General features: G+C 71.9%; 24 protein-coding genes. 19 read left to right on the top strand and 5 right to left on the bottom strand.

Annotated features, from left to right (window positions below; translation table 11 throughout):
* Positions 1-13: 13 nt before the first annotated feature.
* Genes CITRI_RS0112440 through CITRI_RS0112430 form a run of 3 tightly spaced genes read left to right on the top strand, consistent with a single transcriptional unit; the run spans position 14 to position 2,482 of the window.
* Positions 14-1,261 carry a nitrate/nitrite transporter gene (locus CITRI_RS0112440; protein ID WP_010145176.1) on the top strand — a complete coding sequence of 416 codons (1,248 nt, stop codon included), beginning with the start codon at positions 14-16 and terminating at the stop codon, positions 1,259-1,261.
* Positions 1,262-1,279: 18 nt separating this feature from the next.
* Positions 1,280-2,038 carry a 4-hydroxy-tetrahydrodipicolinate reductase gene (gene dapB, locus CITRI_RS0112435; protein WP_010145175.1) on the top strand — a complete coding sequence of 253 codons (759 nt, stop codon included), beginning with the start codon at positions 1,280-1,282 and terminating at the stop codon, positions 2,036-2,038.
* A gap of 9 nt (positions 2,039-2,047) precedes the next feature.
* Positions 2,048-2,482, top strand: coding sequence for a hypothetical protein (locus CITRI_RS0112430; RefSeq protein WP_010145174.1), 435 nt, complete (start codon positions 2,048-2,050; stop codon positions 2,480-2,482).
* On the opposite strand, the gene CITRI_RS18520 is transcribed toward CITRI_RS0112430, so the two are convergent.
* Positions 2,479-2,736, bottom strand: coding sequence for a hypothetical protein (locus tag CITRI_RS18520; protein WP_141566099.1), 258 nt, complete (start codon positions 2,734-2,736; stop codon positions 2,479-2,481). The genes CITRI_RS0112430 and CITRI_RS18520 overlap by 4 nt on opposite strands.
* Positions 2,730-3,710, bottom strand: a complete 981-nt coding sequence (locus CITRI_RS17650; protein WP_010145171.1) for a heparan-alpha-glucosaminide N-acetyltransferase domain-containing protein — start codon at positions 3,708-3,710, stop codon at positions 2,730-2,732. Before CITRI_RS17650 ends, CITRI_RS18520 begins: the two co-directional genes overlap by 7 nt.
* Before the next feature lie 74 nt (positions 3,711-3,784).
* On the opposite strand from CITRI_RS17650, the gene dapA reads away from it, so the two are divergent.
* The 14 genes from dapA (at position 3,785) to CITRI_RS0112355 (ending at position 18,556) form a co-directional block, all read left to right on the top strand.
* Positions 3,785-4,696, top strand: a complete 912-nt coding sequence (dapA, locus tag CITRI_RS0112420) for a 4-hydroxy-tetrahydrodipicolinate synthase (RefSeq protein WP_010145170.1) — start codon at positions 3,785-3,787, stop codon at positions 4,694-4,696.
* A 15-nt stretch (positions 4,697-4,711) separates the two neighbouring features.
* Positions 4,712-6,397 (top strand): ribonuclease J, encoded by a 1,686-nt coding sequence (locus tag CITRI_RS0112415; protein WP_010145169.1) that lies wholly within the window; start codon positions 4,712-4,714, stop codon positions 6,395-6,397.
* A gap of 82 nt (positions 6,398-6,479) precedes the next feature.
* Complete coding sequence (locus CITRI_RS0112410; protein ID WP_010145168.1) at positions 6,480-9,539, top strand: DNA translocase FtsK; 3,060 nt, start codon at positions 6,480-6,482, stop codon at positions 9,537-9,539.
* Between the two features lie 38 nt (positions 9,540-9,577).
* The gene (locus CITRI_RS0112405; protein ID WP_010145167.1) at positions 9,578-10,168 is read left to right on the top strand and encodes a CDP-alcohol phosphatidyltransferase family protein; all 591 of its coding nucleotides are present in this window, start codon (positions 9,578-9,580) and stop codon (positions 10,166-10,168) included.
* On the top strand, positions 10,165-10,644 hold the full coding sequence (locus CITRI_RS0112400; protein ID WP_010145166.1) for a CinA family protein: 480 nt from the start codon (positions 10,165-10,167) through the stop codon (positions 10,642-10,644). The genes CITRI_RS0112405 and CITRI_RS0112400 overlap by 4 nt, the downstream gene beginning before the upstream one ends.
* Positions 10,641-11,783 (top strand): hypothetical protein, encoded by a 1,143-nt coding sequence (locus CITRI_RS17645; RefSeq protein WP_010145165.1) that lies wholly within the window; start codon positions 10,641-10,643, stop codon positions 11,781-11,783. Before CITRI_RS0112400 ends, CITRI_RS17645 begins: the two co-directional genes overlap by 4 nt.
* 260 nt (positions 11,784-12,043) lie before the next feature.
* Positions 12,044-12,496: a helix-turn-helix domain-containing protein gene (locus CITRI_RS0112390; protein WP_029139291.1), complete on the top strand. Its 453-nt coding sequence runs from the start codon at positions 12,044-12,046 to the stop codon at positions 12,494-12,496.
* Between the two features lie 68 nt (positions 12,497-12,564).
* Complete coding sequence (locus tag CITRI_RS0112385) at positions 12,565-12,783, top strand: DUF3046 domain-containing protein (protein WP_029139290.1); 219 nt, start codon at positions 12,565-12,567, stop codon at positions 12,781-12,783.
* Positions 12,784-13,004: 221 nt separating this feature from the next.
* Positions 13,005-14,069 (top strand): recombinase RecA, encoded by a 1,065-nt coding sequence (gene recA / locus CITRI_RS0112380; protein ID WP_010145162.1) that lies wholly within the window; start codon positions 13,005-13,007, stop codon positions 14,067-14,069.
* Positions 14,066-14,638: a regulatory protein RecX gene (locus tag CITRI_RS0112375; protein ID WP_050813688.1), complete on the top strand. Its 573-nt coding sequence runs from the start codon at positions 14,066-14,068 to the stop codon at positions 14,636-14,638. The genes recA and CITRI_RS0112375 overlap by 4 nt, the downstream gene beginning before the upstream one ends.
* Positions 14,639-14,647: 9 nt before the next feature.
* On the top strand, positions 14,648-16,159 hold the full coding sequence (gene miaB, locus CITRI_RS0112370; RefSeq protein ID WP_010145160.1) for a tRNA (N6-isopentenyl adenosine(37)-C2)-methylthiotransferase MiaB: 1,512 nt from the start codon (positions 14,648-14,650) through the stop codon (positions 16,157-16,159).
* 8 nt (positions 16,160-16,167) lie between these two features.
* A complete protein-coding gene (miaA, locus tag CITRI_RS0112365) occupies positions 16,168-17,085 on the top strand; it encodes a tRNA (adenosine(37)-N6)-dimethylallyltransferase MiaA (RefSeq protein ID WP_010145159.1) in 918 nt (305 codons plus the stop codon).
* On the top strand, positions 17,082-18,035 hold the full coding sequence (gene dapF, locus CITRI_RS0112360) for a diaminopimelate epimerase (RefSeq protein ID WP_010145158.1): 954 nt from the start codon (positions 17,082-17,084) through the stop codon (positions 18,033-18,035). Before miaA ends, dapF begins: the two co-directional genes overlap by 4 nt.
* A complete protein-coding gene (locus CITRI_RS0112355) occupies positions 18,032-18,556 on the top strand; it encodes a GNAT family N-acetyltransferase (protein ID WP_010145157.1) in 525 nt (174 codons plus the stop codon). The genes dapF and CITRI_RS0112355 overlap by 4 nt, the downstream gene beginning before the upstream one ends.
* 114 nt (positions 18,557-18,670) lie before the next feature.
* On the opposite strand, the gene CITRI_RS0112350 is transcribed toward CITRI_RS0112355, so the two are convergent.
* Positions 18,671-19,291 carry a class I SAM-dependent methyltransferase gene (locus tag CITRI_RS0112350; protein WP_010145156.1) on the bottom strand — a complete coding sequence of 207 codons (621 nt, stop codon included), beginning with the start codon at positions 19,289-19,291 and terminating at the stop codon, positions 18,671-18,673.
* 356 nt (positions 19,292-19,647) lie between these two features.
* Between CITRI_RS0112350 and hflX the strand changes: the two genes are divergently transcribed.
* Positions 19,648-21,210: a GTPase HflX gene (gene hflX, locus CITRI_RS0112345; RefSeq protein WP_010145155.1), complete on the top strand. Its 1,563-nt coding sequence runs from the start codon at positions 19,648-19,650 to the stop codon at positions 21,208-21,210.
* Positions 21,207-23,297, top strand: a complete 2,091-nt coding sequence (locus tag CITRI_RS0112340) for an ATP-dependent DNA helicase (RefSeq protein ID WP_010145154.1) — start codon at positions 21,207-21,209, stop codon at positions 23,295-23,297. Before hflX ends, CITRI_RS0112340 begins: the two co-directional genes overlap by 4 nt.
* A gap of 3 nt (positions 23,298-23,300) precedes the next feature.
* Here CITRI_RS0112340 and CITRI_RS0112335 read toward each other — a convergent pair whose 3' ends face one another.
* The gene (locus tag CITRI_RS0112335; RefSeq protein ID WP_010145153.1) at positions 23,301-24,215 is read right to left on the bottom strand and encodes a hypothetical protein; all 915 of its coding nucleotides are present in this window, start codon (positions 24,213-24,215) and stop codon (positions 23,301-23,303) included.
* Positions 24,216-24,241: 26 nt separating this feature from the next.
* Positions 24,242-24,847, bottom strand: a complete 606-nt coding sequence (gene lexA / locus CITRI_RS0112330) for a transcriptional repressor LexA (RefSeq protein ID WP_083843438.1) — start codon at positions 24,845-24,847, stop codon at positions 24,242-24,244.
* Between the last annotated feature and the right edge of the window lie 47 nt (positions 24,848-24,894).

Below are 24,894 nucleotides of genomic sequence, written 5' to 3'. Positions count from 1 at the left end.
GAGGAGCCAGACCATGAGTGCGACCGCACCCGCCGCCCGCGACGCCGACCTCGCCGGAGGCCAGACCCTGAACCTGTGGCTGGCCACGCTGGCCTCCACCGTCGGGTTCTGGGCCTGGACGATGATCGGCCCGCTGTCCGCCCGCTACACCGAGCAGATGGGCCTGGCCCCGACCCAGACCGCGGTCCTGGTGGCCATGCCGATCCTCGTCGGCGCGGTCGCCCGCGTGCCGGTCGGGGTGCTGACGGACCGCTACGGCGGGCGCCTCATGTTCACCGTGCTGCTGGGCCTCACGGCACCACTGGTGCTCGTCACCGGCCTGGTCGGGGCGCTGGGCGCCTACGTCCCGCTGCTGGTCGTGGCGTTCTTCCTCGGCATCGCCGGAGCGGTCTTCGCGATCGGCATCCCCTTCGTCTCCGCCTGGTATCCGCCGCACCGCAAGGGCTTCGCCACGGGCATCTTCGGGGCGGGCATGGTCGGCACCGCGGTCTCGGCCTTCGCCACCCCCCAGCTGGTGGCCGGGATCGGCTACCTGGCCACCCACGTCCTCGTGGCCGTCATCGTCGCGGTGGTCGCCGTGCTCTGCGCCCTGCTGCTGCGGGAGTCTCCCGCCCGGGCCGGCACCACGCCCACCCCGGCGCTGCCCAAGCTCCGGCGGGCCTTCTCCCAGCTGGTCACCTGGCAGCTCTGCTTCCTCTACGGCGTGGTCTTCGGTGCCTTCGTGGCCTTCTCCAACTACCTGCCCACCTACCTGGGCAACATCTACGACTACGCCGCCACCGAGGCCGGCTGGCGCACCGCCGGCTTCGCCCTGGCCGCCGTGATCGCGCGGCCGGTCGGCGGCACCCTCGCCGACCGGCTCGGCCCGCGGGCCGTCACGCTGACCTCGTTCGCCGGGGCCGCGGTCATGGCGGTCATCGTGGCCCTGCAGCCCGGCGCCGAACGCGTCTACGGACCCGTCTTCCTGCTCATGGCCCTGTTCCTGGGACTGGGCACCGGCGGCGTGTTCGGCTGGGTCGGCCGCGCCGCGGACCCGCGTGACGTCGGGACGATCGGCGGCATCATCGCCGCGGCCGGCGGGCTGGGCGGGTACTTCCCGCCGCTGGTGATGGGAGCCACCTACAACGAGGAGCACAACAGCTACTTCGTGGGGTTGATGCTGCTGGCCACCTTCGCGCTCGTGGCACTGGCGCTGACCTTCACCGTCCGCAACGGCGGCAGGGTCGATGAGCGGCAGGCGGCGTCGGCGGCCGCGGTGTAGCGCCATAGACTGGAGTCCATGACTCAAGACTCGATCCGCGTCGCCATCCTGGGCGCCTCAGGGAAGATGGGCCACTACGCCGTCGAGGCGGTCGACGACGCCGCAGGCCTGGAACTCGTCGCCCGGCTCGGCTCGAAGGACCGGATGGAGTCCGTGCTCGAGGCCGGCGCCACCCACGTCCTGGACCTCTCGGTCCCGGACGCATCGCCCGACCACGTGGCCTTCGCCGTGGAGAACGGCCTGCACACCGTCGTCGGGACCTCCGGTTGGTCCGGTGAACGGCGGGCCGTGCTGGCCGAGCAGCTCGCGGGACACCCCGGGGTCGGGGTCCTCATCGCCCCCAACTTCGCGCTCGGCTCGGTGCTGGCCAGCGCCTTCGCGGCCAAGGCCGCCAAGTACTTCCCCTCCGTGGAGCTCATCGAGATGCACCACCCGGCCAAGGTGGACGCCCCCTCGGGCACGGCCGTGCGCACCGCGGGACTGATCGCCGAGTCCCGGGCCGCGGCCGGCGTCGGGCCCTCCCCGGACGCCACCACCCATGATCCGGACGGGGCGCGCGGGGCCCTCGTGGACGGTGTCCGGGTGCACTCCGTGCGTCTGCGGGGGCTGGAGGCCCACCAGGAGGTGCTCCTGGGTGGGCCGGGCGAGCAGCTGGTCGTCCGCCACGACGCCTTCGACCGCGGTGCGTACATGCCCGGGGTGCTGCTGGGACTGCGCACCGTGGCCTCGCGGCCGGGACTGACCTACGGCCTCGACGGCTACCTCGACCTGGACTGACGGGACCTGATGAAGACCAAGATCGGTGTGGGCGCGATCGTCGCCCTCATGCTGCTGTTCGCCGTGCTCGCCGTGGTCTCGGCGGTCGGCTTCATGCAGGCGCCGCAGCCGGTGGCCAAGGTGCTCGGGGTGGCCACCCTGGGGATCGTGGCCGTCGGGCTGTGGACGCTGTGGCGCGAACTGCGCTTCGGGATCATGACGGAGCGGCTGGGCCGCACGCTCGCCGCCGAGGGCGGACTGCCCGTCGACGACCTGCCGCGCTCACCCGGCGGGCGGATCGACCGCGCCGTGGCGGACGCGCAGTTCGAGGTCTTCCGGGCCGAGGCCGAGGCCGCCCCGCAGGACTGGCGTTCCTGGTACCGGCTCTCCCTGGGCTACGACGCCTCGGGCGACCGGACCCGGGCTCGCCGGGCCATGCGGGACGCGATCCGGCTCTACCCCTAGGACCCCTGGGGCCGGGGCCCCGCCAGGGTGGACGCGACCGTCGAGACCCCCCACTCCAGCGGGCCCTTCCAGCCGAAGCCGCGCCAGACGGTCCCGGCGACCAGGCAGCCCACCCAGTAGGCGATGAGCAGCCCCAGCCGGGGCCAGGCCGCGGTGGCGGAACCGAACACGTCCAGCGCCACGAGGTGTCCCACGTACAGGGTCAGGGTCATCGAACCGGCCCCGATCAGGGGCATCAGGGGGTAGGTCAGCACCCCCGGCCCACGGTGCACAGCAGGAGGCAGAGCCCCAGCACCATGGCCGAGGTGCCGCAGGTCAGCAGCAGGTCCAACGGGGCCCCGGAGTGCGGGGTGGCCAGGGTGAACCACACCGGATGGGCCTGGATCGACTCCGTGGAGATCGCGGCGCCCGTCAGCAGCTGGGCCTCGAGCCGGGCCGGGCCCACCCCGGTCCCGTCGGAGATCGACTCCAGCACGCCCGGCAGCGACTGCAGGCCCCGGGAGACCAGGAACGCCGTGGCGGCCAGCGCCGCACCGCCGGCGGCCAGGGCGGCGGACACCCGCGTGCGCTCCAGGCGCAGTCGTCCGAGGAACAGCCCGAACAGCACGTAGCCGAGCCACTGCAGCACGGGGTAGTACCCGCTGAACACCAGGTCCCACGCGAGCAACCCGGGCTGGACGAGCAGGTCCGACAGCGCGGGGGTCTGCCAGATGCGCCAGTGATCCACGTAGGCCGTGGCGCCCACCGCGGACTGCATGACCGCGGAGAGCAGGCTGGCCACCACGGGGGACAGCAGGAGCCACGCGGCGGCCCAGCCGGCCAGCACCCGGGCCCCCAGGTGCAGGAACGGCAGGGCGGCGATGAACAACAGGGCGTAGTGGGCCAGGATGATCGCCACGTTCGTGTCCAGGGAGCCGCAGGCCAGGCCGATGACGAACAGCAGGCCCGCGCGGATGGCCACCTGGCGCCGGTCCCACCCCAGGCGCGGTTGCTGGTGGGGTGCACGCCGGGCGCCCGCACCACCGGTGAGCAAGGCCAGCCCGACACCGGCCAGGGTGGCGAACAGGGCCGAGGACTTCCCCGCGAACACCAGCCCCACCGTCGTCGGTTCCGTCCCGTCGGCGGAGACCAGCACCATCAGGTGCGTCGCGATCATGCCCAGCAGGGCGATGCCCCGCGCGGCGTCCACGCCGGGGATGCGGCGTGAGACCTCCGTGCGCAGCGCCATGCACCCCTCCTGTGATCAGGTCCTCGTGCGTGACTTACGCACCGCAGGACATTCTCGCAGGTAGGCTGGACGCCATGATCGACACCCCTGCCGCACGCTCCGAACTGCCCTTCGGCACCATGGTCCCGGCCATGGTGACGCCGTTCACGGAGGACGGCAGCCTGGACCTGGACTCGGCCCAGAAGCTGGCCGTCCACCTGGTGGACGAGGGCGCGGACGGACTGGTCGTCACCGGCACCACGGGGGAGACCTCGACCCTGCGCGACGAGGAGAACATCGCGATGTTCGAAGCCGTCGTCGAGGCCGTGGGTGGCCGGGCGAAGGTCATCGCCGGCACCGGCATGAACGACACGGGGCACTCGGCGCACCTGTCCCTGCTGGCCGAGCGTGCCGGCGTCGACGGCCTGCTGCTCGTCACCCCCTACTACAACAAGCCGAACCAGGCCGGGATCCGGGCGCACTTCGAGACCATCGCCTCGTCCACCGACCTGCCGGTCATGCTCTACGACATCCCGGGCCGCTCGGTCATGCCGATCGAGCCGGACACCATCATCGCCCTGGCCGCGCACCCGAACATCGTGGCCCTGAAGGACGCCAAGGGCGACTTCCAGTCCACCACCCTCGTGGCCGCCAACACCGACCTGCACATCTACTCGGGCGAGGACGCGCTGACCCTGCCGCTGATGGCCCTCGGTGCCGTGGGCGTCGTCTCGGTGACCGCTCACGTGGCTCCCCGGCTCTACCGTCGGCTCGTGGACGCGATGGCCGCCGGGGACCTGGCGGCCGCGCGCGCCCTGCACTTCGAGCTGGACCCGTACCAGCGCGCGGTCATGACCCACATCCAGGGTGCCGTGTCCAGCAAGACGATCCTGCAGTGGCAGGGCATCCTCCCCAGTGCCACGGTCCGCCTGCCGCTGACGCCGGCCACTGAGGACGAGCAGACCGTCATCCGCGCCGACCTCGCGGAGGCCGGCCTCACCTTCTAGAAGGGACCGAACCCCATGGCACCAGGCCCTCGCCTGTCCACCCCGCCCCAGCTCAAGCCCGGCACCTGCCGGGTGGTGCCGCTCGGCGGCATCGGTGAGGTCGGCCGGAACATGACGACCTTCGAGCTGGACGGCAAGATCCTCATCGTCGACTGCGGCGTGCTGTTCCCCGAGGAGACCCAGCCCGGCGTGGACGTGATCCTGCCGGACTTCGAGTACATCCGGGACCGCCTGGACGACGTGGTCGGCGTGGTCCTGACCCACGGCCACGAGGACCACATCGGCGCGGTGCCGTACCTGCTGCGGATGAGGCCGGACATCCCGCTGATCGGGTCCAAGCTGACCCTGGCCCTGATCGAGGCCAAGCTCGAGGAGCACCGGATCCGGCCGATCACCCTCACCGTGAGGGAGGGGGACACCGAGCACCTCGGTCCCTTCGAGTGCGAGTTCGTGGCCGTCAACCACTCCATCCCGGACGCCCTGGCCGTGGCCCTCAAGACACCAGCCGGCACCATCCTGCATACCGGTGACTTCAAGATGGACCAGCTGCCCCTGGACGGGCGCATCACCGACCTGCGCGCCTTCGCCCGGCTCGGCGAGGAGGGCGTGGACCTGTTCCTGACCGACTCCACCAATGCCGAGGTCCCCGGGTTCACCACCACGGAGAAGGAGATCGGCCCGGTCCTGGAGGGACTGTTCGCGCGGGCGGACAAGCGCATCATCGTCGCCTCCTTCGCCTCCCACGTCCACCGCATCCAGCAGGTCCTGGACGCCGCCGGCGCGCACGGGCGCAAGGTGTGCTTCGTCGGCAGGTCCATGGTGCGCAACATGGGCATCGCCGCCAAGCTGGGCTACCTGGACGTCCCGGAGGGGACCCTGGTGGACCTCAAGGAGGTCGACCGGCTGCCGGACCACGAGGTGGTGCTGATGTGCACCGGTTCCCAGGGTGAGCCCATGGCCGCCCTGTCCCGGATGGCCAACGGCGACCACCGCATCCAGCTGGACACCGGAGACCTGGTGGTGCTGGCCTCCTCGCTGATCCCCGGCAACGAGACCTCGGTGTTCCGCGTGGTCAACGGCCTGATGAAGCTGGGCGCCGAGGTCGTCCACAAGGGGATGGCCAAGGTGCACGTCTCCGGGCACGCCTCCCAGGGCGAGCTGCTGTACTGCTACAACATCGTCAGGCCCACCCACGTCATGCCGGTCCACGGCGAGACCCGGCACCTGATCGCCAACGGCCGGATCGCCGAGGCCACGGGCGTGCCCGGGGAGAACGTCCTGCTGACGGAGAACGGTTCCGTGGTGGACCTCAAGGACGGGGTGGCCCGCGTCAGCGGCCAGGTCGAGTGCGGCTTCGTCTACGTGGACGGCTCCTCGATCGGCGAGATCACCGACGCCGACCTCAAGGACCGGCGCATCCTCGGCGAGGAGGGGTTCATCTCGGTGATCTCCGTGGTCAACCGCCAGACCGGCACGATCGTCTCGGGCCCGGACATCCACGCCCGTGGCGTGGCCGAGGACGATGCCGTGTTCGACGACGTCAAGCCGCGTATCGCCCGCGCGCTCGAGGAGGCGGTGCAGTCCAACGCGGACCACACCACCCACCAGTTGCAGCAGGTCGTGCGCCGCGTCATCGGCACCTGGGTGAACCGCAAGCTGCGGCGGCGCCCGATGATCGTCCCGGTGGTACTGGAGGCCTAGACCGGCCCGGTGACGGGCGCTCCGGCCCGGAAAGCCTGTGTTGGTCCGGGCCGGGGACGTCGCCGGGCGGTACCGTACTTGCATGGCGACCCGTACTTCCCCGACGCGTTCGCAGTCCGGCCGGTCCTCGACGTCCCCCGCCCGCAAGGGCGCGGAACCGAAGGCCGCCAAGTCGTCTGCGCGCTCGTCCGGCTCCACCCAGCGCAACCGCACCGCATCCGCGGTGCCCGAGGCGCACGCAGAGCCGCAGGCGCCGGTCCTGGTGCGCGCGCTGCGCGGATTCTGGATGGCCATGGCCACGCCCGTCGGCGCCGGGGTCCGCAAGATCGGCCGGGACGCGAGGATCGCGCCGGAGGATCGCCGTGACGGCACCGGGTTCTTCCTGGTGGTCCTGGCCGCGGTCATCGGTTCCGTGGAGTGGTGGGGCCTGCGCGGGACCCCCGGTTACGGGACCGTGGTCCACAACGTCGCCGCCGGCACCCTCGGCTGGGCGGCCCTGATCTTCCCCGCGGTGCTGCTGGTCGTCGCCGTGCGCTACTTCCGCACCCCCCAGGAGCACCGGGACAACGGCCGGATCACCATCGGCCTGCTGGTGGTGACGGTGGCCGTCGCCGGTATCGCCCATCTCGTCGCGGGCCTGCCCACCGTCGCCGACTCCTTCGCCGAGCTCCTGGCCGGCGGGGGCATCGTCGGTTACCTCGCCACCACGCCGCTGGCCTCGCTCGTCACCCCCTGGCCCGTATGGGCGCTGATGGTGGCGCTGGCCCTGTTCGGGGTGCTGATCGTCACCGCCACCCCGGTGGGCCAGATCCCGCAGCGGATGCGGGAGGCCTACGCCTGGCTCACCGGCCAGCCCGACGGCGGTACCCCCGGCGCCCGGGACGGCGCACGCGGGGGGCACGACCAGTCCTACCTCACCGAGCATGACCGCCCCTCCGGCCGCGGATCCCGTGCCGGCGGGGAGCGCACGGCCGGCGCGGAGCTCGAGGCCGGCGAGGTTGCGAAGGCCGGCAAGGCCGGCAAGGCCGGCAAGCGCAAGGGCGTCCGGCTGTTCGGCCGCGACGAGACGCCCACCGAGGTCCTCGACGACGCCGGGACCCCCAGCACCGAGGCCTACGAGACCGCCGTCATCGACGAGAAGCCGCAGGACGAGGTGGCCGAGCAGCCGCAGGACGAGGTGGCCGAGCAGCCTCCTGCCGTCCCGGCGGGCGTGCGGCGTCCCACCGCCGGGGAACTGGCCATCGCCCGCGCCAAGGAGGCGGCCGGGGTCAGGATCCCGAAGCCGGAGGAGACCGAGAGCGTCGGACCCTCGACCGAGCCCATCGGCGTGGTCGCACCCTCCGTGCCGGCGAATCCCGTCTCCCGGCCCACGGAGCTGCCGCCGATGCCCGCCCGCTCGGAGCAGCTGCACCTGGGCGGGGACGTCACCTACACGCTGCCGGACTCCACGATGCTGCCCGCGGGCCCGCCCCCGAAGGAGCGCACCGAGGCCAACGATCAGGTGGTCGCCGCGCTGACCGAGACGCTGACCCAGTTCAAGGTGGACGCCGAGGTCACCGGCTTCTCCCGCGGGCCGACGGTGACCCGCTACGAGATCGAGCTCGCGCCGGGCACCAAGGTGGAGAAGGTCACGGCGCTGTCCAAGAACATCTCCTATGCGGTGGCCTCCTCGGACGTGCGGATCCTCTCGCCGATCCCCGGCAAGTCCGCGATCGGCATCGAGATCCCCAACGCCGACAAGGAGGTCGTCGCACTGGGCGACGTGCTGCGCTCGAACGCGGCACGCAAGACCGACCACCCGATGGTGATGGGCGTGGGCAAGGACGTCGAGGGCGGCTACGTGATGGCCAACCTGGCGAAGATGCCGCACATGCTGGTGGCCGGCGCCACCGGCGCCGGCAAGTCCTCCTTCGTGAACTCCATGATCGTCTCGATCCTCATGCGCTCGACCCCGGACGAGGTGCGCATGGTCATGGTGGACCCCAAGCGCGTGGAACTCACCGCCTACGAGGGCGTGCCGCACCTGGTCACCCCCATCATCACGAGCCCGAAGAAGGCCGCCGAGGCCCTGCAGTGGGTGGTGCGCGAGATGGACACGCGCTATGACGACCTCGCGGCCTTCGGCTACAAGCACGTGGACGACTTCAACAAGGCCGTCCGCGCCGGCAAGGTGACCCTGCCGCCGGACTCCAAGCGGGTGCTGAAGCCGTATCCGTACCTGCTGGTCATCGTGGACGAGCTCGCCGACCTGATGATGGTCGCCCCCCGCGACGTCGAGGACGCGATCGTGCGCATCACCCAGCTGGCCCGTGCCGCCGGCATCCACCTGGTGCTGGCCACCCAGCGGCCCTCCGTGGACGTGGTCACCGGCCTGATCAAGGCCAACGTGCCCTCCCGCATGGCGTTCGCGACGTCCTCCGTCACCGACTCCCGCGTGGTCCTGGACCAGCCCGGTGCCGAGAAGCTGCTCGGTCAGGGCGACGCCCTGTTCCTGCCGATGGGCAAGTCCAAGCCGATGCGCGTGCAGGGCGCCTGGGTCAACGAGTCCGAGATCCACGCCGTGGTGGAGCACGTCAAGGGCCAGATGCAGGCCCAGTACCGGGACGACGTGGTGCCGGAGAAGGTCGAGAAGGTCATCGACGAGGACATCGGCGACGACCTGGACCTGCTGCTGCAGGCCACCGAGCTCGTGGTCACCACCCAGTTCGGCTCGACCTCGATGCTCCAGCGCAAGCTGCGCGTCGGGTTCGCCAAGGCCGGGCGGCTCATGGACCTCATGGAGTCCCGCGGCGTGGTGGGCCCCTCGGAGGGGTCCAAGGCCCGGGACGTGCTGGTCAAGCCGGATGACCTGGCCGGGGTGCTCGCCACCATCCGCGGTGACACGCCACCGGCGGCCGCGCCCAGCGAGGACGCCCCCGAGGCCTATGCCGAGGACGTGGTCCACTCCGACCACGAGGCCGGCCGCCCGCCCGTGCGCGGTGCCACCGACCAGGAACTGGTGCGGGGCTCGCTCCCGGAGGACGACGGCTACGGCCGCGACCTCGTCGCCGAGGACCTGGCCGGGCGACGCTCGGCCCAGGACTGGCACGACGAGGAGGAGGACGAGGGCTCGGAGGACGCCTGGCAGCTCACCGGCCGGTGAGCCGCCGGAAGGAACCGGCGGGTCCGTAGACTGCAGGGATGAACGAGAACTGGAACCTGCCCAACGTCCTGACCACGGTCAGGATCCTGCTGGTCCCGTTCTTCGTCTGGTTCCTGGCGGCCGGAGGCCCCGCCGGCGAGGACTCCCTGGGCATGCGCTGGGCCGCCTTCGCGGTGTTCGCCGTGGCGATGTACACGGACAAGCTCGACGGCGACATCGCCCGGGCACGCGGACTGGTCACGAGCTTCGGGAAGATCGCCGACCCCATCGCGGACAAGCTGCTCACGGGCGCGGCCTTCATCGTGCTCTCGATGCTGGGAGAGCTGTGGTGGTGGGTCACCATCCTGATCCTGCTGCGCGAGTGGGGGATCACCCTGATGCGCTTCGTGGTGCTGCGCTACGGGGTCATGCCGGCCTCGCGGGGAGGCAAGCTCAAGACCGTGCTGCAGGCCGGGGCGCTGTTGCTGATGCTCGCCCCGCTGACCCCGCTGCTGGGGGACTGGTACCCCTGGGTCGGCTGGACCGCGATGGGTGCCGCCCTGGCCGTCACGCTCGTCACCGGCGCGGACTACGTCCTCAAGGCGGTCCGGTTGCGCCGGTCCGCGCTGGCCGGCGGGGCACGACCATGAGCCTGCCGGCCGACGTCGTGACGGAGCTGATCCGGCGCGGGCTGCGGATCGCGACCGCCGAGTCCCTGACCGCGGGACTGCTGGCGGCGACGATCGCGGACGTGCCCGGTGCCTCCGCGACCCTTCAGGGAGGGGTCGTGGCCTACCAGAACGAGGTCAAGGAGCGACTGCTGGGCGTGGACCCGTCACGCCTCGCCAGCCACGGGGCCGTGGACGCAGGCGTCGCCGCCCAGATGGCGGAGGGGGCCCGCCGGACGCTCGGCGCGGACATCGGCGTGGCGACCACCGGGGTGGCCGGGCCCGAGCCGCATCAGGGCCGGGCCGTCGGGACCGTCTACCTGGGCATCGCCGGACTGCCCGGTCCCGCCGCCGAGGAACTGCACCTGGACGGGGACCGGGAGGGCATCCGCCGCGGGACGGTCGAGGCCGCCCTGCGCAGCGTGCTGCGGCGCCTGGACCGGGAGGCACGGGCATGACGACCGCGATCGGGTTGATGGCCGACCCCGGGACGCCGGCGATCGTGGCCAGCCGGATCCGCGAGGCCCTCCGGACCGAGCTGTCCCGCAGGGTGGACGACAGCACTGAGTGGCGGATCGACGTGGTGGACGAGATCGTCCCGCTGGACGCCGACGGCAGCGTGGACCTGGTGCGCTGGACGACACAGGTCGACGCGCGCCACGACTGGGAGATGGTCATCTACATCACGGACCTTCCGCGCTACGAGAACGGGCGTCCCGTGGTGGCCGAGATCTCACGGCGGGACAATGCCGCCATCCTGTTCCTGCCCGTGCTCGGCGTCTTCCGGCTGGAGCGGCGGGTCGTGGAGACGATGTCCCGCCTGGTGGGGCACCTCCACCGGGGTGCCGTCGACGTCGGGCCGGAGGGCCGGACCGTGACCAGGGACCCGGAGCACCCGGAGGCCCTCAACGCCCTGGTGCCGCTGTCCGACACGATGTCCGAGTCCGCGGAGGCCGCGGAGCAGGTGTACGCGACCGGTCCCTGGGCCGTCCCGCGCCTGCTGACCGGGATGGTCCAGTCCAACCGCCCCGGGCGCCTCCCGGCCGCGATGACCGCCTCGGCTGCGGCCGCGTCCGCGGCGGGTGCTTACGGCGTCTTCTTCGGCAGTATCTGGACCCTCGCCGCGGACATGGGCGTGGACCGCCTCTCGGTGGTCACGGTGCTGGCCGTCATCGGGATGACGACCTGGCTGATCGCGACGAACGGGCTGTGGGCCCGCCGCAGCGACTGGTCCACCCGGCGGTGGGCGGCGATGGACAACCTGGCCACCGTCGTCACCGTGGCCGTTGCCGCGCTGATGATCTACGCGGGACTGTTCGTGTTGCTGTTCGTGGCCTCCGTGGTGGTGGTCCCGCCCCACTACCTCACGGAGACACTGGGGGTGGAGGCCGGGATCCAGCACTACCTCAAGCTGTCCTGGCTGGCGGCCAGCCTGGGCCTCATTGCCGGCGCGATCGGGTCCAGCTTCGACGACGACGAGGCCATCCGCAACGCCACCTACTCCCTGCGGGAGGCCGAACGGCGGGCCCTGCACCAGAGGCTCGAGGAACGGGAGGACGAAGAGCCCGACCACCGCGCCCACGGGACGGGACCATGACGGTAGCGTCACGATCCGCGACCGGTCCGGTGGGGCCTTGTCACGGGGTGCCAGGGTGTCGCTAGTGTGGGACCTGAGGATCCGGCGGGGCCGGGGGCCCGCTGCCGTGGCTGTGAATCCGCTGGGAACCGGCCGTCGCGGGGGTGCTCACGGGAACAAAAACCGGTGCTGAGCCGGTTATGCAGGACAGTTGACCCGGCGCTCACCGCACCACCGGCGGGGGCGCGTTCCCAGAACTCGTACAGGAGAAACCAGTAGACATGATGAAACAACCGGTTACCATCAACGGAATCACCCGTTGGCTGGCGACCGGAGAGAACATTCCAGCAGCCACTCCAGAGACCAAGGAGCACGCCGTGCCAGTCCTTCGCCAGGAAATCGGAGATGTGCTGCGAGACGTGCGTCAGCGCCAGGGGCGCACCCTTCGTGAGGTCTCGCACCACGCCCGCGTGTCCCTCGGTTACCTGTCCGAGGTCGAGCGCGGCCAGAAGGAGGCCTCCTCCGAGCTGCTGTCCTCGATCTGCGGGGCCCTGAACGTCCCGATGTCCCTCATGCTGCGTGAGGTGTCGGACCGCATCGCCCTCCAGGAGGGCGTGCACATCCCGGACCACATACCGGCGGACCTCGAGGCCGGCTACCGCCGGGACTCCCTCGGCGACGCGCTGCCCGACGAGGTCCCGGACGATCTCGGCCAGTTGGCCGGCAGCCACTGACCACCGACGCGGCCGCAGACCCCTGGGGGGTCTGCGGCCACGGTCGTGTGCGGTGCGGAAGGGAACCCATGAGACTGAGTGAATTCCGTCGTCTGATGGACGAGGAGTTCGGCCCGGCCAACGCCGGGGTGATCGCCTCGTCGCTGGTCCTGCCCACCCTGGACACCACGGCGGACCAGGCCCTGGACGCCGGGTGGGATCCCCGCCACGTCTGGCTCGACGTCTGCGACCTCCAGGGTGTTCCCGAGGACCGCCGGCTCGGCCGGGACATCCCGCCCCGGGACTGAGCTCCCGGGAACCGGTGGACACGCCGGGCAACTATTCGAAAATACGTTCGAATGGCGGTAGTCTCCTGCACAGGACTTCTCCGGAGCCGGAACCCGGGTATGTCATCCACAGCGACCGTCCTGTCCCGTTAACTCGTCCGGGCGGGCGGATAGGTTTCTCTACAGCACAAGGGAGCGGCCTCGACGGCCGCCCGTCACCAACACAGACCCAGGGGTGAATCATGGCGTCAGCCAACGACCGCGAGAAGGCACTGGAAGCCGCACTGGCCCAGATCGACAAGCAGTTCGGCAAGGGGTCGGTGATGCGCCTGGGCGACGACGCGCGCGCACCGATCGAGGTGATCCCCACCGGTTCGGTGGGCCTGGACGTCGCACTGGGCATCGGCGGCCTGCCGCGTGGCCGCGTCGTGGAGATCTACGGACCGGAGTCCTCGGGTAAGACCACCGTCGCCCTGCACGCCGTGGCCAACGCGCAGCGCAATGGCGGGATCGCGGCGTTCATCGACGCCGAGCACGCGCTGGACCCGGAGTACGCCCGGAAGCTCGGCGTGGACACCGACGCGCTGCTGGTGTCCCAGCCGGACACCGGTGAACAGGCCCTGGAGATCATGGACATGCTCGTGGGCTCCGGATCGCTGGACATCATCGTCATCGACTCCGTGGCGGCCCTGGTGCCCCGCGCCGAGATCGAGGGTGAGATGGGTGACAGCCACGTCGGCCTGCAGGCCCGCCTGATGTCCCAGGCGCTGCGTAAGATCACCGGCCGGCTGGCACAGACCAAGACCACGGCCATCTTCATCAACCAGCTGCGCGAGAAGATCGGCGTGTTCTTCGGCAGCCCGGAGACCACCACCGGTGGTAAGGCGCTGAAGTTCTACGCCTCGGTCCGCATCGACGTGCGCCGCATCGAGACGCTCAAGGAGGCGGGCAACGCGGTCGGTAACCGCACGCGCGCCAAGATCGTCAAGAACAAGATGGCCCCGCCCTTCAAGCAGGCCGAGTTCGACATCATCTACGGCGAGGGCATCTCCCGCCAGGGCTCGCTCATCGACATGGGCGTCGAGGAGGGCATCGTCAAGAAGTCCGGCGCCTGGTTCACCTATGACGGTGATCAGCTGGGCCAGGGCAAGGAGAACGCCCGTCGGTTCCTCAAGGACAACCCGGACCTGGCGGACGAGATCGAGACCAGGATCCTGGAGAAGCTCGGGATCGGCGTCGCGCCCGAGGAGGACTCGGCCGCCGAGCCTCAGCTGCGGGCCGTCTCCGGGGAGTCCCCGGCCCGATGACCCGCCGCCATCTTCGCGTGGTGCCGGATCCGGACCTTCCCGAGCATCTTGCGGACGATCCGGAACCGGCCGCCGAGGAGGTGGCCCGGTCCATCGTGTTGCGCCAGCTCACCGCCTCGCCGAAGTCTCGCCGGCAGCTCGAGGAGAAGCTGGCAGAGCGTCAGGTGCCGCCCGAGGTGGCGTCTGCGGTGCTGGACCGGATGGAGGCGGTGCGGCTCGTCGACGACGAGGCCTACGCCGAGTCCTACGTCGCCTCCCGGCAGCGCAGCCGCGGCCTGGCCCGCGGCGCGCTGCGGCGGGAACTGCAGCAGAAGGGCGTCACCGGTGAGGCCGCCGAGCACGCCCTGGAGACGATCAGCGAGGACAGCGAGCGGGCCGCCGCCATCGAACTGGTGGAGAAGAAACTCCGCGGCCGCCCGGTGCCCTCCGGGGATGACCCCGAGTCACGGGCGGAGCGGGACAAGGTCGTGCGACGTCTCGCCGGCATGCTCGCCCGCAAGGGCTACGCGCCCGGCATGGCCCTCGGGGTGGTCAAGGACGTGCTGGGCGGGCTGGAGCTCGACGACTAGAATGCTGCGGTGACTTCCGCCCTCCTGACCCCCGATGACCGCACGTACCAGGTCCGCACCTTCGGCTGCCAGATGAACGTACACGACTCCGAGCGCATCTCCGGTCTGCTCGAATCCGCGGGGTACGCCCCGGCCGACGAGACCACGGAGCCGGACCTCGTGGTCTTCAACACCTGTGCCGTCCGGGAGAACGCGGACAACCGCCTCTACGGCAACCTCGGCAACCTGCGCTCGGTCAAGGACAACCACCCGGGCATGCAGATCGCGGTGGGCGGCTGCCTGGCCCAGAAGGACCAGAACACCATCCTGGAGAAGGCGCCCTGGGTGGACGTGGTCTTCGGCACCCACAACATCGGCTCCCTGCCGGTGCTGCTGGAACGGTCCCGGCACAATCAGCAGGCCGAGCTGGAGATCCTCGAGTCGCTCGAGGCCTTCCCCTCCACGCTGCCCACCAAGAGGGATTCCACCTACTCGGGGTGGGTCTCCATCTCGGTGGGCTGCAACAACACGTGCACCTTCTGCATCGTCCCGGCCCTGCGCGGCAAGGAGAAGGACCGCCGCCCCGGGGAGATCCTCGCGGAGGTGCAGGCGCTGGTGGATGCCGGCGCCGTGGAGGTGACCCTGCTCGGCCAGAACGTCAACACCTATGGCGTCGAGTTCGGGGACCGGGGAGCCTTCGCGAAGCTGCTGCGGGCCTGCGGCGAGATCGAGGGCCTGGAGAGGGTGCGGTTCACCAGCCCCCACCCGGCCTCCTTCACCGATGACGTCATCGAGGCGATGGCCGAGACCCCGAACGTGATGCCGCAGTTGCACATGCCCCTGCAGTCCGGCTCGGACAAGGTGCTCAAGGACATGCGCCGGTCCTACCGGTCGAAGAAGTTCCTCGGCATCCTGGACAAGGTCCGCGACCGGATCCCGCACGCCGCCGTCACCACGGACATCATCGTCGGATTCCCCGGGGAGACCGAGGAGGACTTCCAGGACACCCTGGCCGTCGTGGAGGCCTCCCGGTTCTCCTCCGCCTTCACGTTCCAGTACTCCATCCGCCCCGGGACGCCCGCGGGGGAGATGGAGGACCAGGTGCCCAAGCACATCGTGCAGGAGCGCTTCGAACGTCTGACCGCCCTGCAGGACCGGATCAGCGCGGAGGAGACGGCGAAGCTGCTCGGCACCCGCCAGGAGCTGCTGGTGACCAACCAGCCCGGCAGCAAGGGCGCGGAGACCGGGCGGCTCGCCGGCCGCGCCCCGGACAACCGTCTCGTGCACTTCAGCGTCCCGGCGGGGGAGCAGGCGCCGCGCCCCGGGGACTTCGTCACCGTGACCATCACCGAGTCGCACCCCTACCATCTCATCGCCGACCCCACGGCCCAGGACTACCTCCTGCGCCGGTCGCGCTCGGGTGACGCCTGGGACCGTGCCCAGGCCGAGTCCTGCGGCGTGCCCGCACCGGGCGGGGCGGCCGGTGCCGCCGGGACCGCCGGGGTGAGCCTGGGCATGCCCTCCCTGCGCGTCGGTTCCTGAGCCGGTCCATGCAGGAGGTGATCGCCGTCGTCGGGCCCACCGGGACCGGGAAGTCCGACCTGGCGCTGGACCTGGCCGAACGCCTGGGCGGGGAGATCGTCAACACGGACGCCCTGCAGCTCTACCGCGGCATGGACATCGGCACGGCCAAGCTGCCCCCGGCCCAGCGGCGGGGGATCCGGCACCACCTCCTGGACGTACTGGAGGTCACCCAGGAGGCCTCCGTGGCACGGTTCCAGGGCGCCGCGCGCGCGGTGATCGAGGACATCACCCGGCGGGGACTGCGGCCGGTCCTCGTCGGGGGGTCCGGGCTCTACGTGCGGGCCGCGCTCGACGAGCTCGAGTTCCCGCCGACGGACGCGGTCGTCCGGGCCCGCTGGGAGGAGCAGTCCGCGCGGGTGGGCCTGGACGGGATGCGCGAGCGACTGCGCGAGGTCGATCCGGCCAGCGCGGAGCGGCTGGGCGACGTGCGCCGCGTCGTCCGCGCCCTGGAGGTCCATGAGCTCACCGGCCGGCCCTTCTCCTCCTTCATGCCCCGGCGCACCTACCTGCGGCCCACCGTCCAGATCGGCCTGGACCTGGACCGCGCCCGGTTGCATGCACGCCTGCACCGGCGCGTGGTGGGCATGGTGGAGGCCGGGCTCGTCGACGAGGTCCGGGACCTGGACGCCGCCGGCCTGCGGACGGGGAAGACCGCGTCCAGGGCCATCGGCTATGCCCAAATCCTGCAGGTCCTCGACGGTCAGGCGGACCTGGACTGGGCCATCGAGGACACCGCGACCGCCACGCGCCGGTTCGCCCGCCGGCAGCTGACCTGGTTCCGGGCCGACCCGCGCGTGACGTGGTTCGACCCGACCGAGGCGCACCTGCTGGACCGGGTGCTGGCGCACCTGGGCGGACAGGTCCCGCCTAGACTGGCTCCATGACCCTGCCGATCGCCCAGGACCCCGACCGCCTGCGGACCGCCCTCGACCAGCTGGGCGGCCTGCGCTATGCCAAGGGGCAGGGCACCGGCAATGACTTCGTGCTCGTGCCCGATCCGAACGGGGAGACCGAGCTGTCCCCGGACCACGTGGCCGCCCTGTGCGACCGGCACTTCGGCGTCGGCGGCGACGGGCTGATCCGGGTGGTGGAGTCCTCGCATCTCATCGAGGGACGCGACCTGCTGCAGGACCACCCGGAGGCCGTCTGGTTCATGGACTACCGCAACTCGGACGGTTCCGTGGCCGAGATGTGCGGCAACGGCGTCCGCGTCTTCGTGCACTACCTCGCCGAACGCGGCCTGGTGGACCTGGCACCGGGGCAGGAACTCACCATCGGGACCCGCGCCGGGATCCGGACCGTGACCCGGCTGGAGGACGGCTACGCGATCGACATGGGGCCGTGGAGCCTCATCGATCCCGAACTGGCCCGGGAGAGCGCCTCCGACTCGCTCGTGCTCGCGGCCGGGCTGGTGGACCCGCGGCCCGCCCTGAGCATCTCGCTGGGCAATCCGCACACCGTCGTGGCGCTTGCCGAGCCCGCCGAACTGGCGGCACTGGACCTCACCCAGCAGCCGTCCGTGGACCCGGTGCCGCCCAACGGCACCAACGTCGAGTTCGTCGTCGCGGCCGACCCGCTGTTCCACGAAGACGTCGGCCGGGTGGACCTGCGCGTGCACGAACGCGGCGTGGGTGAGACGCTGTCCTGCGGTACCGGCGCCTGCGCGGCCGCAGCCGCCGTCCGCCTCTGGGCCGGGGACGACACTGCCAGCCGCTGGCAGGTGGGGGTTCCCGGTGGCCTCGTGGGCGTGGACTTCCGCGCCCAGCCCGACGGCACCGAGCACGTGATCCTCTCCGGTCCGGCCGAGCTGGTCTTCGAGGGCACGGTGCTGTGAGCCCGGTCCGCTGGACGGTGCGGCCCGAGGACCCCGGGGGCGGGGACCGGGCAGCCGTCCGCCGCGTCGTGGAGGCCGCCTTCCCGACGCCGGCCGAGGCCGACCTCGTGGACGCCCTGCGCGGGGACCCGGGCGCCTGGCTGCCCGGACTGTCCTGGGTCGTCGCGGACGCCCGGGACCCCGACGCCGGCCCCGTGGGACACGCATTGATCACCCGCTGCCACGTGGGCGGGGAACCGGCGGCCGCCCTCGCCCCCTGCTCCGTGCTCCCGGACCACCAGGGCCGTGGGGCGGGCACCGCGGTGATCGAGGCCGTGCTCTCGGCCGCGCGGGAGGCGGGGGAACGCGTCGTCCTCGTGCTGGGCCACGCCGGGTACTACCCGCGCTTCGGGTTCCGGCCGGCGTCGGGCCTCGGGATCAGCGCGCCGTTCGAGGCGCCGGACGAGGCGATGATGGCGCTCGTGCTCGGCGAACCGGTGCCCGCCGGCCCGATCGCCTACCCGCCCGCGTTCGGGGTCTGAGGACGCACCCGTGACCCGGCGGGGGTCACCGCCCGAGGGCAACGGCCGCGACGACCCGCTGTCGTCCCTGCGGCCGGCGCGTTCCCGCACCCCGCCCCGGCCGGACGGGCCGGCTCAGGCGCGTTCGACCAGCAGGATCCGGAACCCCTTCTCCGTGGCGTGCCGGGAGACGCTGAACGCACCGGGGTGCCGTTCCTCCAGGGCGGACCGGATCCAGGGGAGCAGGGAGTCGGCGCCCAGGTTCTTCTGGACCACGAGGTAGGCACGCCCTCCGGGTGCCAGCCGGGGCAGCCACTGCAGCAGGATCCCGTGCAGGGCCTCCTTGCCCACGCGGATGGGCGGGTTGGACCAGATCAGGTCGAACCGGGCGGACTCCGGTACGTCCTCCGGCCGGCACACGGTGACGCGGTCCAGGCCGAGGGCGGCCGCGTTGTCCCGGCAGAGCTGGGCCGCCCGGTCGTTGACCTCCACGGCGGTGACCTCCGCCTGCGGGCTGGAGAGCCCGAGCGTGAGCGCCAGCGGCCCCCAGCCGCAGCCGATGTCCAGGAACCGGCCCGACGGCGGCGGCCCGGGGACGGTGCGGAGCATCGCCGCCGTGCCCTTGTCCAGGCCCTCCGGGGAGAAGATGCCGTTCGCAGTCTGCACCGCGACCTCCCGGCCGGCCAGGGTGAGCGTGATCCGGCGTCGACGCTCGGGCGTGGCGGGGTCGGCGGAGAAGTAGTGTGCGGAGTCCATCACCGCCCGATGTTACTTGACAGGGGCCATATACTGGACGACATGTGGATTTTCCTGCGCTGAGCCCGAGTGAGCGACTGCTCACGGCTCCGGACCGATGACTCCCCGCGCTGACGGGTCGAGGATCGCTCCGTGATGGCAACCCACCCGTCCAGCACCGTCCCGAACGCCCCGCCGTGGAATCGGCGTCGTTCGACGTGCACCCGCTCGGCCCCGCGCAGCGTCGCGGCCGTGTGGCCGATTCCCCGGGAGGTCCACCCATGGCCCCGAACAACCCCATCCCCAGCGGCACGCCAGACCCTTCGGGCGTCCGTCCGAGCGACTACCCTAGATACCACGCATCTTCCAAGGAGACCATGACCGAGAACCCCCAGCACGGGAACGACCAGCCGGACGAGTCCCAGATCCAGGACGTGATCGAACGCATCCTGGCCGCCGACGCGGCCAGTGCCTCCGTCGAGCACGGCGTCAGGCCCACCGAGGGCCGTGCCCTGGCCCTGTCCGACGGCGACGACGGGCACACCGAGGCCGACGGCGAGCAGTACGACCTCGCCGAGCGCCAGGCCCTGCGCCGGGTCACCGGGCTCTCCACCGAGCTCGAGGACATGACCGAGGTCGAGTACCGGCAGCTGCGCCTCGAGCGCGTCGTGCTGGCCGGGCTCTGGTCCGAGGGCACCGCCGCGGACGCAGAGAATTCCCTGCGCGAGCTGGCGGCGCTCGCCGAGACCGCGGGCTCCGAGGTGCTCGACGGCCTCATCCAGCGCCGGCACACCCCGGATCCGGCCACCTTCCTCGGTAAGGGCAAGGCCGAGGAACTGCGGGACATCGTCGCGATGACCGGCGCGGACACCGTGGTCGTGGACTCGGAGCTCGCGCCCTCCCAGCGGCGTGCGCTCGAGGACGTGGTCCGCGTGAAGGTCATCGACCGCACCGCCCTGATCCTGGACATCTTCGCCCAGCACGCCAAGTCCCGTGAGGGCCGCGCCCAGGTGGAGCTGGCCCAGCTCGAGTACCTGCTGCCGCGACTGCGCGGCTGGGGTGAGTCCATGTCCCGTCAGGCCGGTGGCCGGGCGGCCGCCGGCGAGGGCATCGGCTCCCGCGGTCCCGGTGAGACGAAGATCGAGCTCGACCGCCGGCGGATCCGGACCCGGATGGCCAAGCTGCGTCGGGAGATCGCGGCCATGAAGCCCGCCCGCGAGACCAAGCGGGCCAACCGCCGCCGCAACAGGGTGCCGTCCGTGGCGATCGCCGGATACACGAACGCCGGCAAGTCCTCGCTGCTGAACCGGTTGACCCATGCCGGGGTCCTGGTGGAGAACGCACTGTTCGCCACCCTGGACCCCACCGTGCGCAAGGCGGTCACCCCGGACGGGATCGGCTACACGCTCTCGGACACGGTCGGGTTCGTGCGGTCCCTGCCCACCCAGTTGGTCGAGGCGTTCCGCTCGACCCTGGAGGAGGTGGCGGACGCGGACGTGATCCTGCACGTCGTGGACGCCTCGCACCCGGACCCGGAGGGCCAGATCGCCGCGGTTCGCACCGTGCTGGCCGAGGTGGACGCGCGACGGATCCCCGAGATCATCGTGCTGAACAAGGCCGACGCCGCGGACCCGGTGGCGATCGCCCGGCTGCGTCAGCGCGAACCCCGCTCGGTGGTGGTCTCCGCCCGGACCGGGGAGGGCATCGCCGAGCTCGAGCGGGCCATCGCGGACGCCATCCCGCGTCCGGACGTGGCCCTGGACCTGCTCATCCCGTTCACGGACGGGGACGTGGTCTCCCGGTTGCACTCCCCGGATGCGGACATCATCTCCGAGACCTATGAGTCGGGAGGCACCCGGCTGCGGGTGCTGGTCCGCGAGGACCTCGCCGATGACCTGCGGCGTTTCTCCGTCGACCGGCCGGAACCGGCCGGGGCATGACGGACACGGCACAGCACACCGCTCCGGAGCAGGACGTGCTCGCCCGCACCGAGGCCGAGCGGCAGGCCCTGCAGTGGCTGGACGCGGCCGTCGAGGCGACGGGCGGGCAGCACCGCGAGGGCCAGCGCCGCATGGTCGTGGAGGTGGCCCGCTCCCTGGAGTCCGGGACCCACCTGCTCGTGCAGGCCGGCACCGGCACGGGGAAGTCGTTGGCCTACCTGGTGCCGGCACTGCAGCACGCGGTGGACGCCGAGGCCCCGGTCGTGGTCGCCACCGCCACCCTGGCCCTGCAGGCGCAGATCATGCGCCGCGACGCCCCGCGGTTGCTGGAGGCCCTGCAGGACGAGCTGCCCCGGGAGATGACCGTGGCACTCGTCAAGGGCCGCTCCAACTACCTGTGCCGGCACAAGATCGACGGGGGCTTCCCCGAGGAGGACGGGCAGGCCCTGTTCGGCCTGGCCGACGACGGCGAGGCGATGGTCACCGGTGACGCGGGACCGACCAGCCCGCTGGGCCGGGAGGTCAAGCGACTGCGCGACTGGGCCGAGGAGACCGAGTCCGGGGACCGGGACGACCTCGAGCCCGGGGTGAGTGACCGCGCCTGGCGCCAGGTCTCGGTCTCGGCGGTCGACTGCATCGGCGCCCAGCGCTGCCCCATGGCCGAGGAGTGCTTCTCGGAACGGGCGCGGGCCGATGCGGCCGAGGCCGACGTGGTGGTGACCAACCACGCGATGCTGGCCATCAGCGCCTTCGAGGGCCTGGCCGTCCTGCCGGAGTTCGACGCGGTGATCGTGGACGAGGCCCATGAGTTGCAGGACCGGGTCACGGGGGCGGTGACCGGACAACTGTCCGGAGCCATCGTGCAGACGGCCGGTTCCGCGGCACGCAAGCACACGGCGATCGCGGTCGAGGACCTGATGCAGGCCGGCGTCGGGCTGGACGCGGCATTCGCCGCCACCCCCACCGGACTCATCCCGCGCGGGCCGGACGAGGTCCAGCAGAACGCCCTGCGGGCGGTCCGGGATGCGGCGCGGCAGGGGCTCAGCGACTCCAAGGGGCCCGGTGGGGCAGGCGGTTCCGCCGAGGCGGCCGACGGTGGCCGCCAGATGGCACGCTCGCGGCTCCAGGAGGTCCTCGAGGTGGCCGAGAGGATGCTCGACGCCGTCCCGGACGCGGACTACCCCGAGGTGCTGTGGGCCTCCCGTCCGGGCCGCTTCGAGCCGGGGACCGGATGGGTCCCCGGTGACGAGACCGCCGCGCCGGTGGTGAGCGTCGCCCCGTTGTCGGTGGCCGGCCGGCTCCGGGAGGGGTTGTTCGGCCAGGCGACCACGGTGCTGACCTCCGCGACCTTGACGGTGGGGGAGTCCTTCGACCCCGTGGCGGGTTCGCTCGGGCTGCTCGGGCCGGGCGCACCGCGATGGACCGGGGTGGACGTGGGCAGCCCCTTCGACTACCCGCGCCAGGGCGTGCTCTACGTGGCGCGGCACCTGCCCCGGCCCGGCCGGACCTCCTCCCCGGACGCCTACGACGAGCTCGAGTCCCTGCTGCTCGCCTCCGGGGGAGGGGCACTGTGCCTGTTCTCCTCGAGGCGCGCTGCCGAGGACGCCGCCGCGGAGATGCGCAGCAGGCTGGGGGCGGCGCCCCAGATCCTCTGCCAGGGAGACGCCACCCTCTCGGCCCTCGTCCGCCAGTTCGCCTCCGAACCGGACACCTGCCTGTTCGGGACCATGAGCCTGTGGCAGGGCGTGGACGTGCCCGGATCGGCCTGCCGTCTGGTGGTGATCGACCGGATCCCGTTCCCCCGTCCGGACGACCCGCTGGGGACCGCACGCACCCGGGAGGTCAGCCGTCACGGCGGCAACGGGTTCATGGCCGTCTCGGCCGCCCACGCCGCCGTGAGACTGGCACAGGGCGCCGGCCGGCTGATCAGGACCACCACGGACCGGGGGGTCGTGGCGGTGCTGGACCCCCGGCTGGCCACCGAACGCTACGGAGGGTTCCTGCGGTCCACCCTGCCGGACTTCTGGCCGACCACCGACCCGGCCGTGGTGCGGGGCGTGCTGGAACGCCTGCGCGACCCTGCCTAGGGATCACGAGCGGTCGACGGCCGAGAGCAGCTCCAGCACCTCGACCGTCCGGATGCCCCGCCAGTCCAGGCCCTGGCCCGGGCACCACGCGGGCCAGTCGACGTGCCAGCCCCCATCCGACTGCTGGCCCATGACGACCCGGTCGAGGTCCGCCCGGAGCTGCCTGTCGGTGAAGAGCCGGCGCGCTGGGGTCGCGGCCCCCGGCTCGATCACCGGCGCCGACCACGGGTCGGCGCACAGGTCCCAGGGGTGCAGCCGTTCGCCCTCGGCCCCGCCTTCCACCGCCAGCGCGCCGTCGCGGTCCAAGCGGGACCGCCATGTCTCGATCACCGCGGCCTCGGCAGGGCCCTCGGTGCGGGGACCCCGGTCCGCGGCCAGGAAGCGCAGGGCGTACTTGACGGCGTAGGCCGACAGCTCACCCTCGCGGAGCTGGGAGCGGCACCACGCCGCGGCCGCCTCGGCCCACCCGCCGACGAAGCCGGTCCGGAGGGCGGCGGCAGCGAAGCCGAAGGTGAGGTGGGATCCCCCGGGCCACAGCTGTACCCAGGGCGCGTGCGGCCAGGCCAGGGAGGGCTCGGTGACGAAGGGCAGTGAACCGTCGAGCCCGGACGCCGAGGCAGCCCACTCGAGCGCGCTGCGGAACCAGGGATGGTCGGCCAGGTCCCACCCGGCCAGCAGGTCGAGGGCGGTGAGGGTGGCGAGGGGCTCGCTCACCGGGGAGCGGACATCGGGCTCCAGGCCGTGACCGAATCCGCCGTCGGGGTTGCGATACGCGCCCAGCGCCGCCAGGACGCCCTCGGGACCGCCCCCGTGCAGCAACAGGTCCAGGCGACGACGCTCCAGGAGCCGTCCCCGGGTGTAGACGAAGCGCTCGGCGTCCGCCACCCGGACGCCTCTCGGGAAGGGACGGTGGTTCATCGCCGCGCTCCGCATCAGTGTCCCGGTCAGAGGGCCCGCAGGACCGTGACCACCTTGCCCATGACCGTCGCCTCGTCTCCGAGGATCGGCTCATAGGCCGAGTTCTGCGGCAGCAGCCACGTGTGGCCGTCGCGCTGCCGGAACGTCTTGACGGTGGCCTCATCATCCAGCAGGGCCGCCACGATGTCACCGTTCTGGGCCGAGTTCTGCTGGCGGACCACCACCCAGTCCCCGTCGCAGATCGCGGCGTCGACCATCGAGTCACCGGAGACCTTGAGCATGAACAGCTCTCCCTCGCCGGTGAGCTGGCGGGGGAGCGTCATGACGTCCTCGACCTGCTGGTCAGCCAGGATCGGCCCACCGGCGGCGATACGACCGACGAGCGGGACCGGAACGGAGGTGCCCTCCACCGCACCGGTGTGCAGGGCCGTGACCGGAGCCGGGCGATCGGCGGTGTCCGGGGAGACGGCCGCGGCCGTCGACACGGGCTGTCCGTCCTCGTCCAGCAGGACCTCCATGGCGCGGGGCCGTCCCGGATCCTTGCGGATGTAGCCCCACTTCTCCAGTTGGCCCAGCTGATGGGTCACCGAGGACAGCGAGGCCAGTCCGGCGGCGTCACCGATCTCCCGCATCGACGGCGGGTAGCCGTGCTGCGCGATGGCCGAGCGGATCGACCCCA

It is taken from the genome of Citricoccus sp. CH26A, from assembly GCF_000224415.1.
Taxonomy (GTDB): domain Bacteria; phylum Actinomycetota; class Actinomycetes; order Actinomycetales; family Micrococcaceae; genus Citricoccus.
This window is presented reverse-complemented; position numbering and strand designations above follow the sequence as displayed.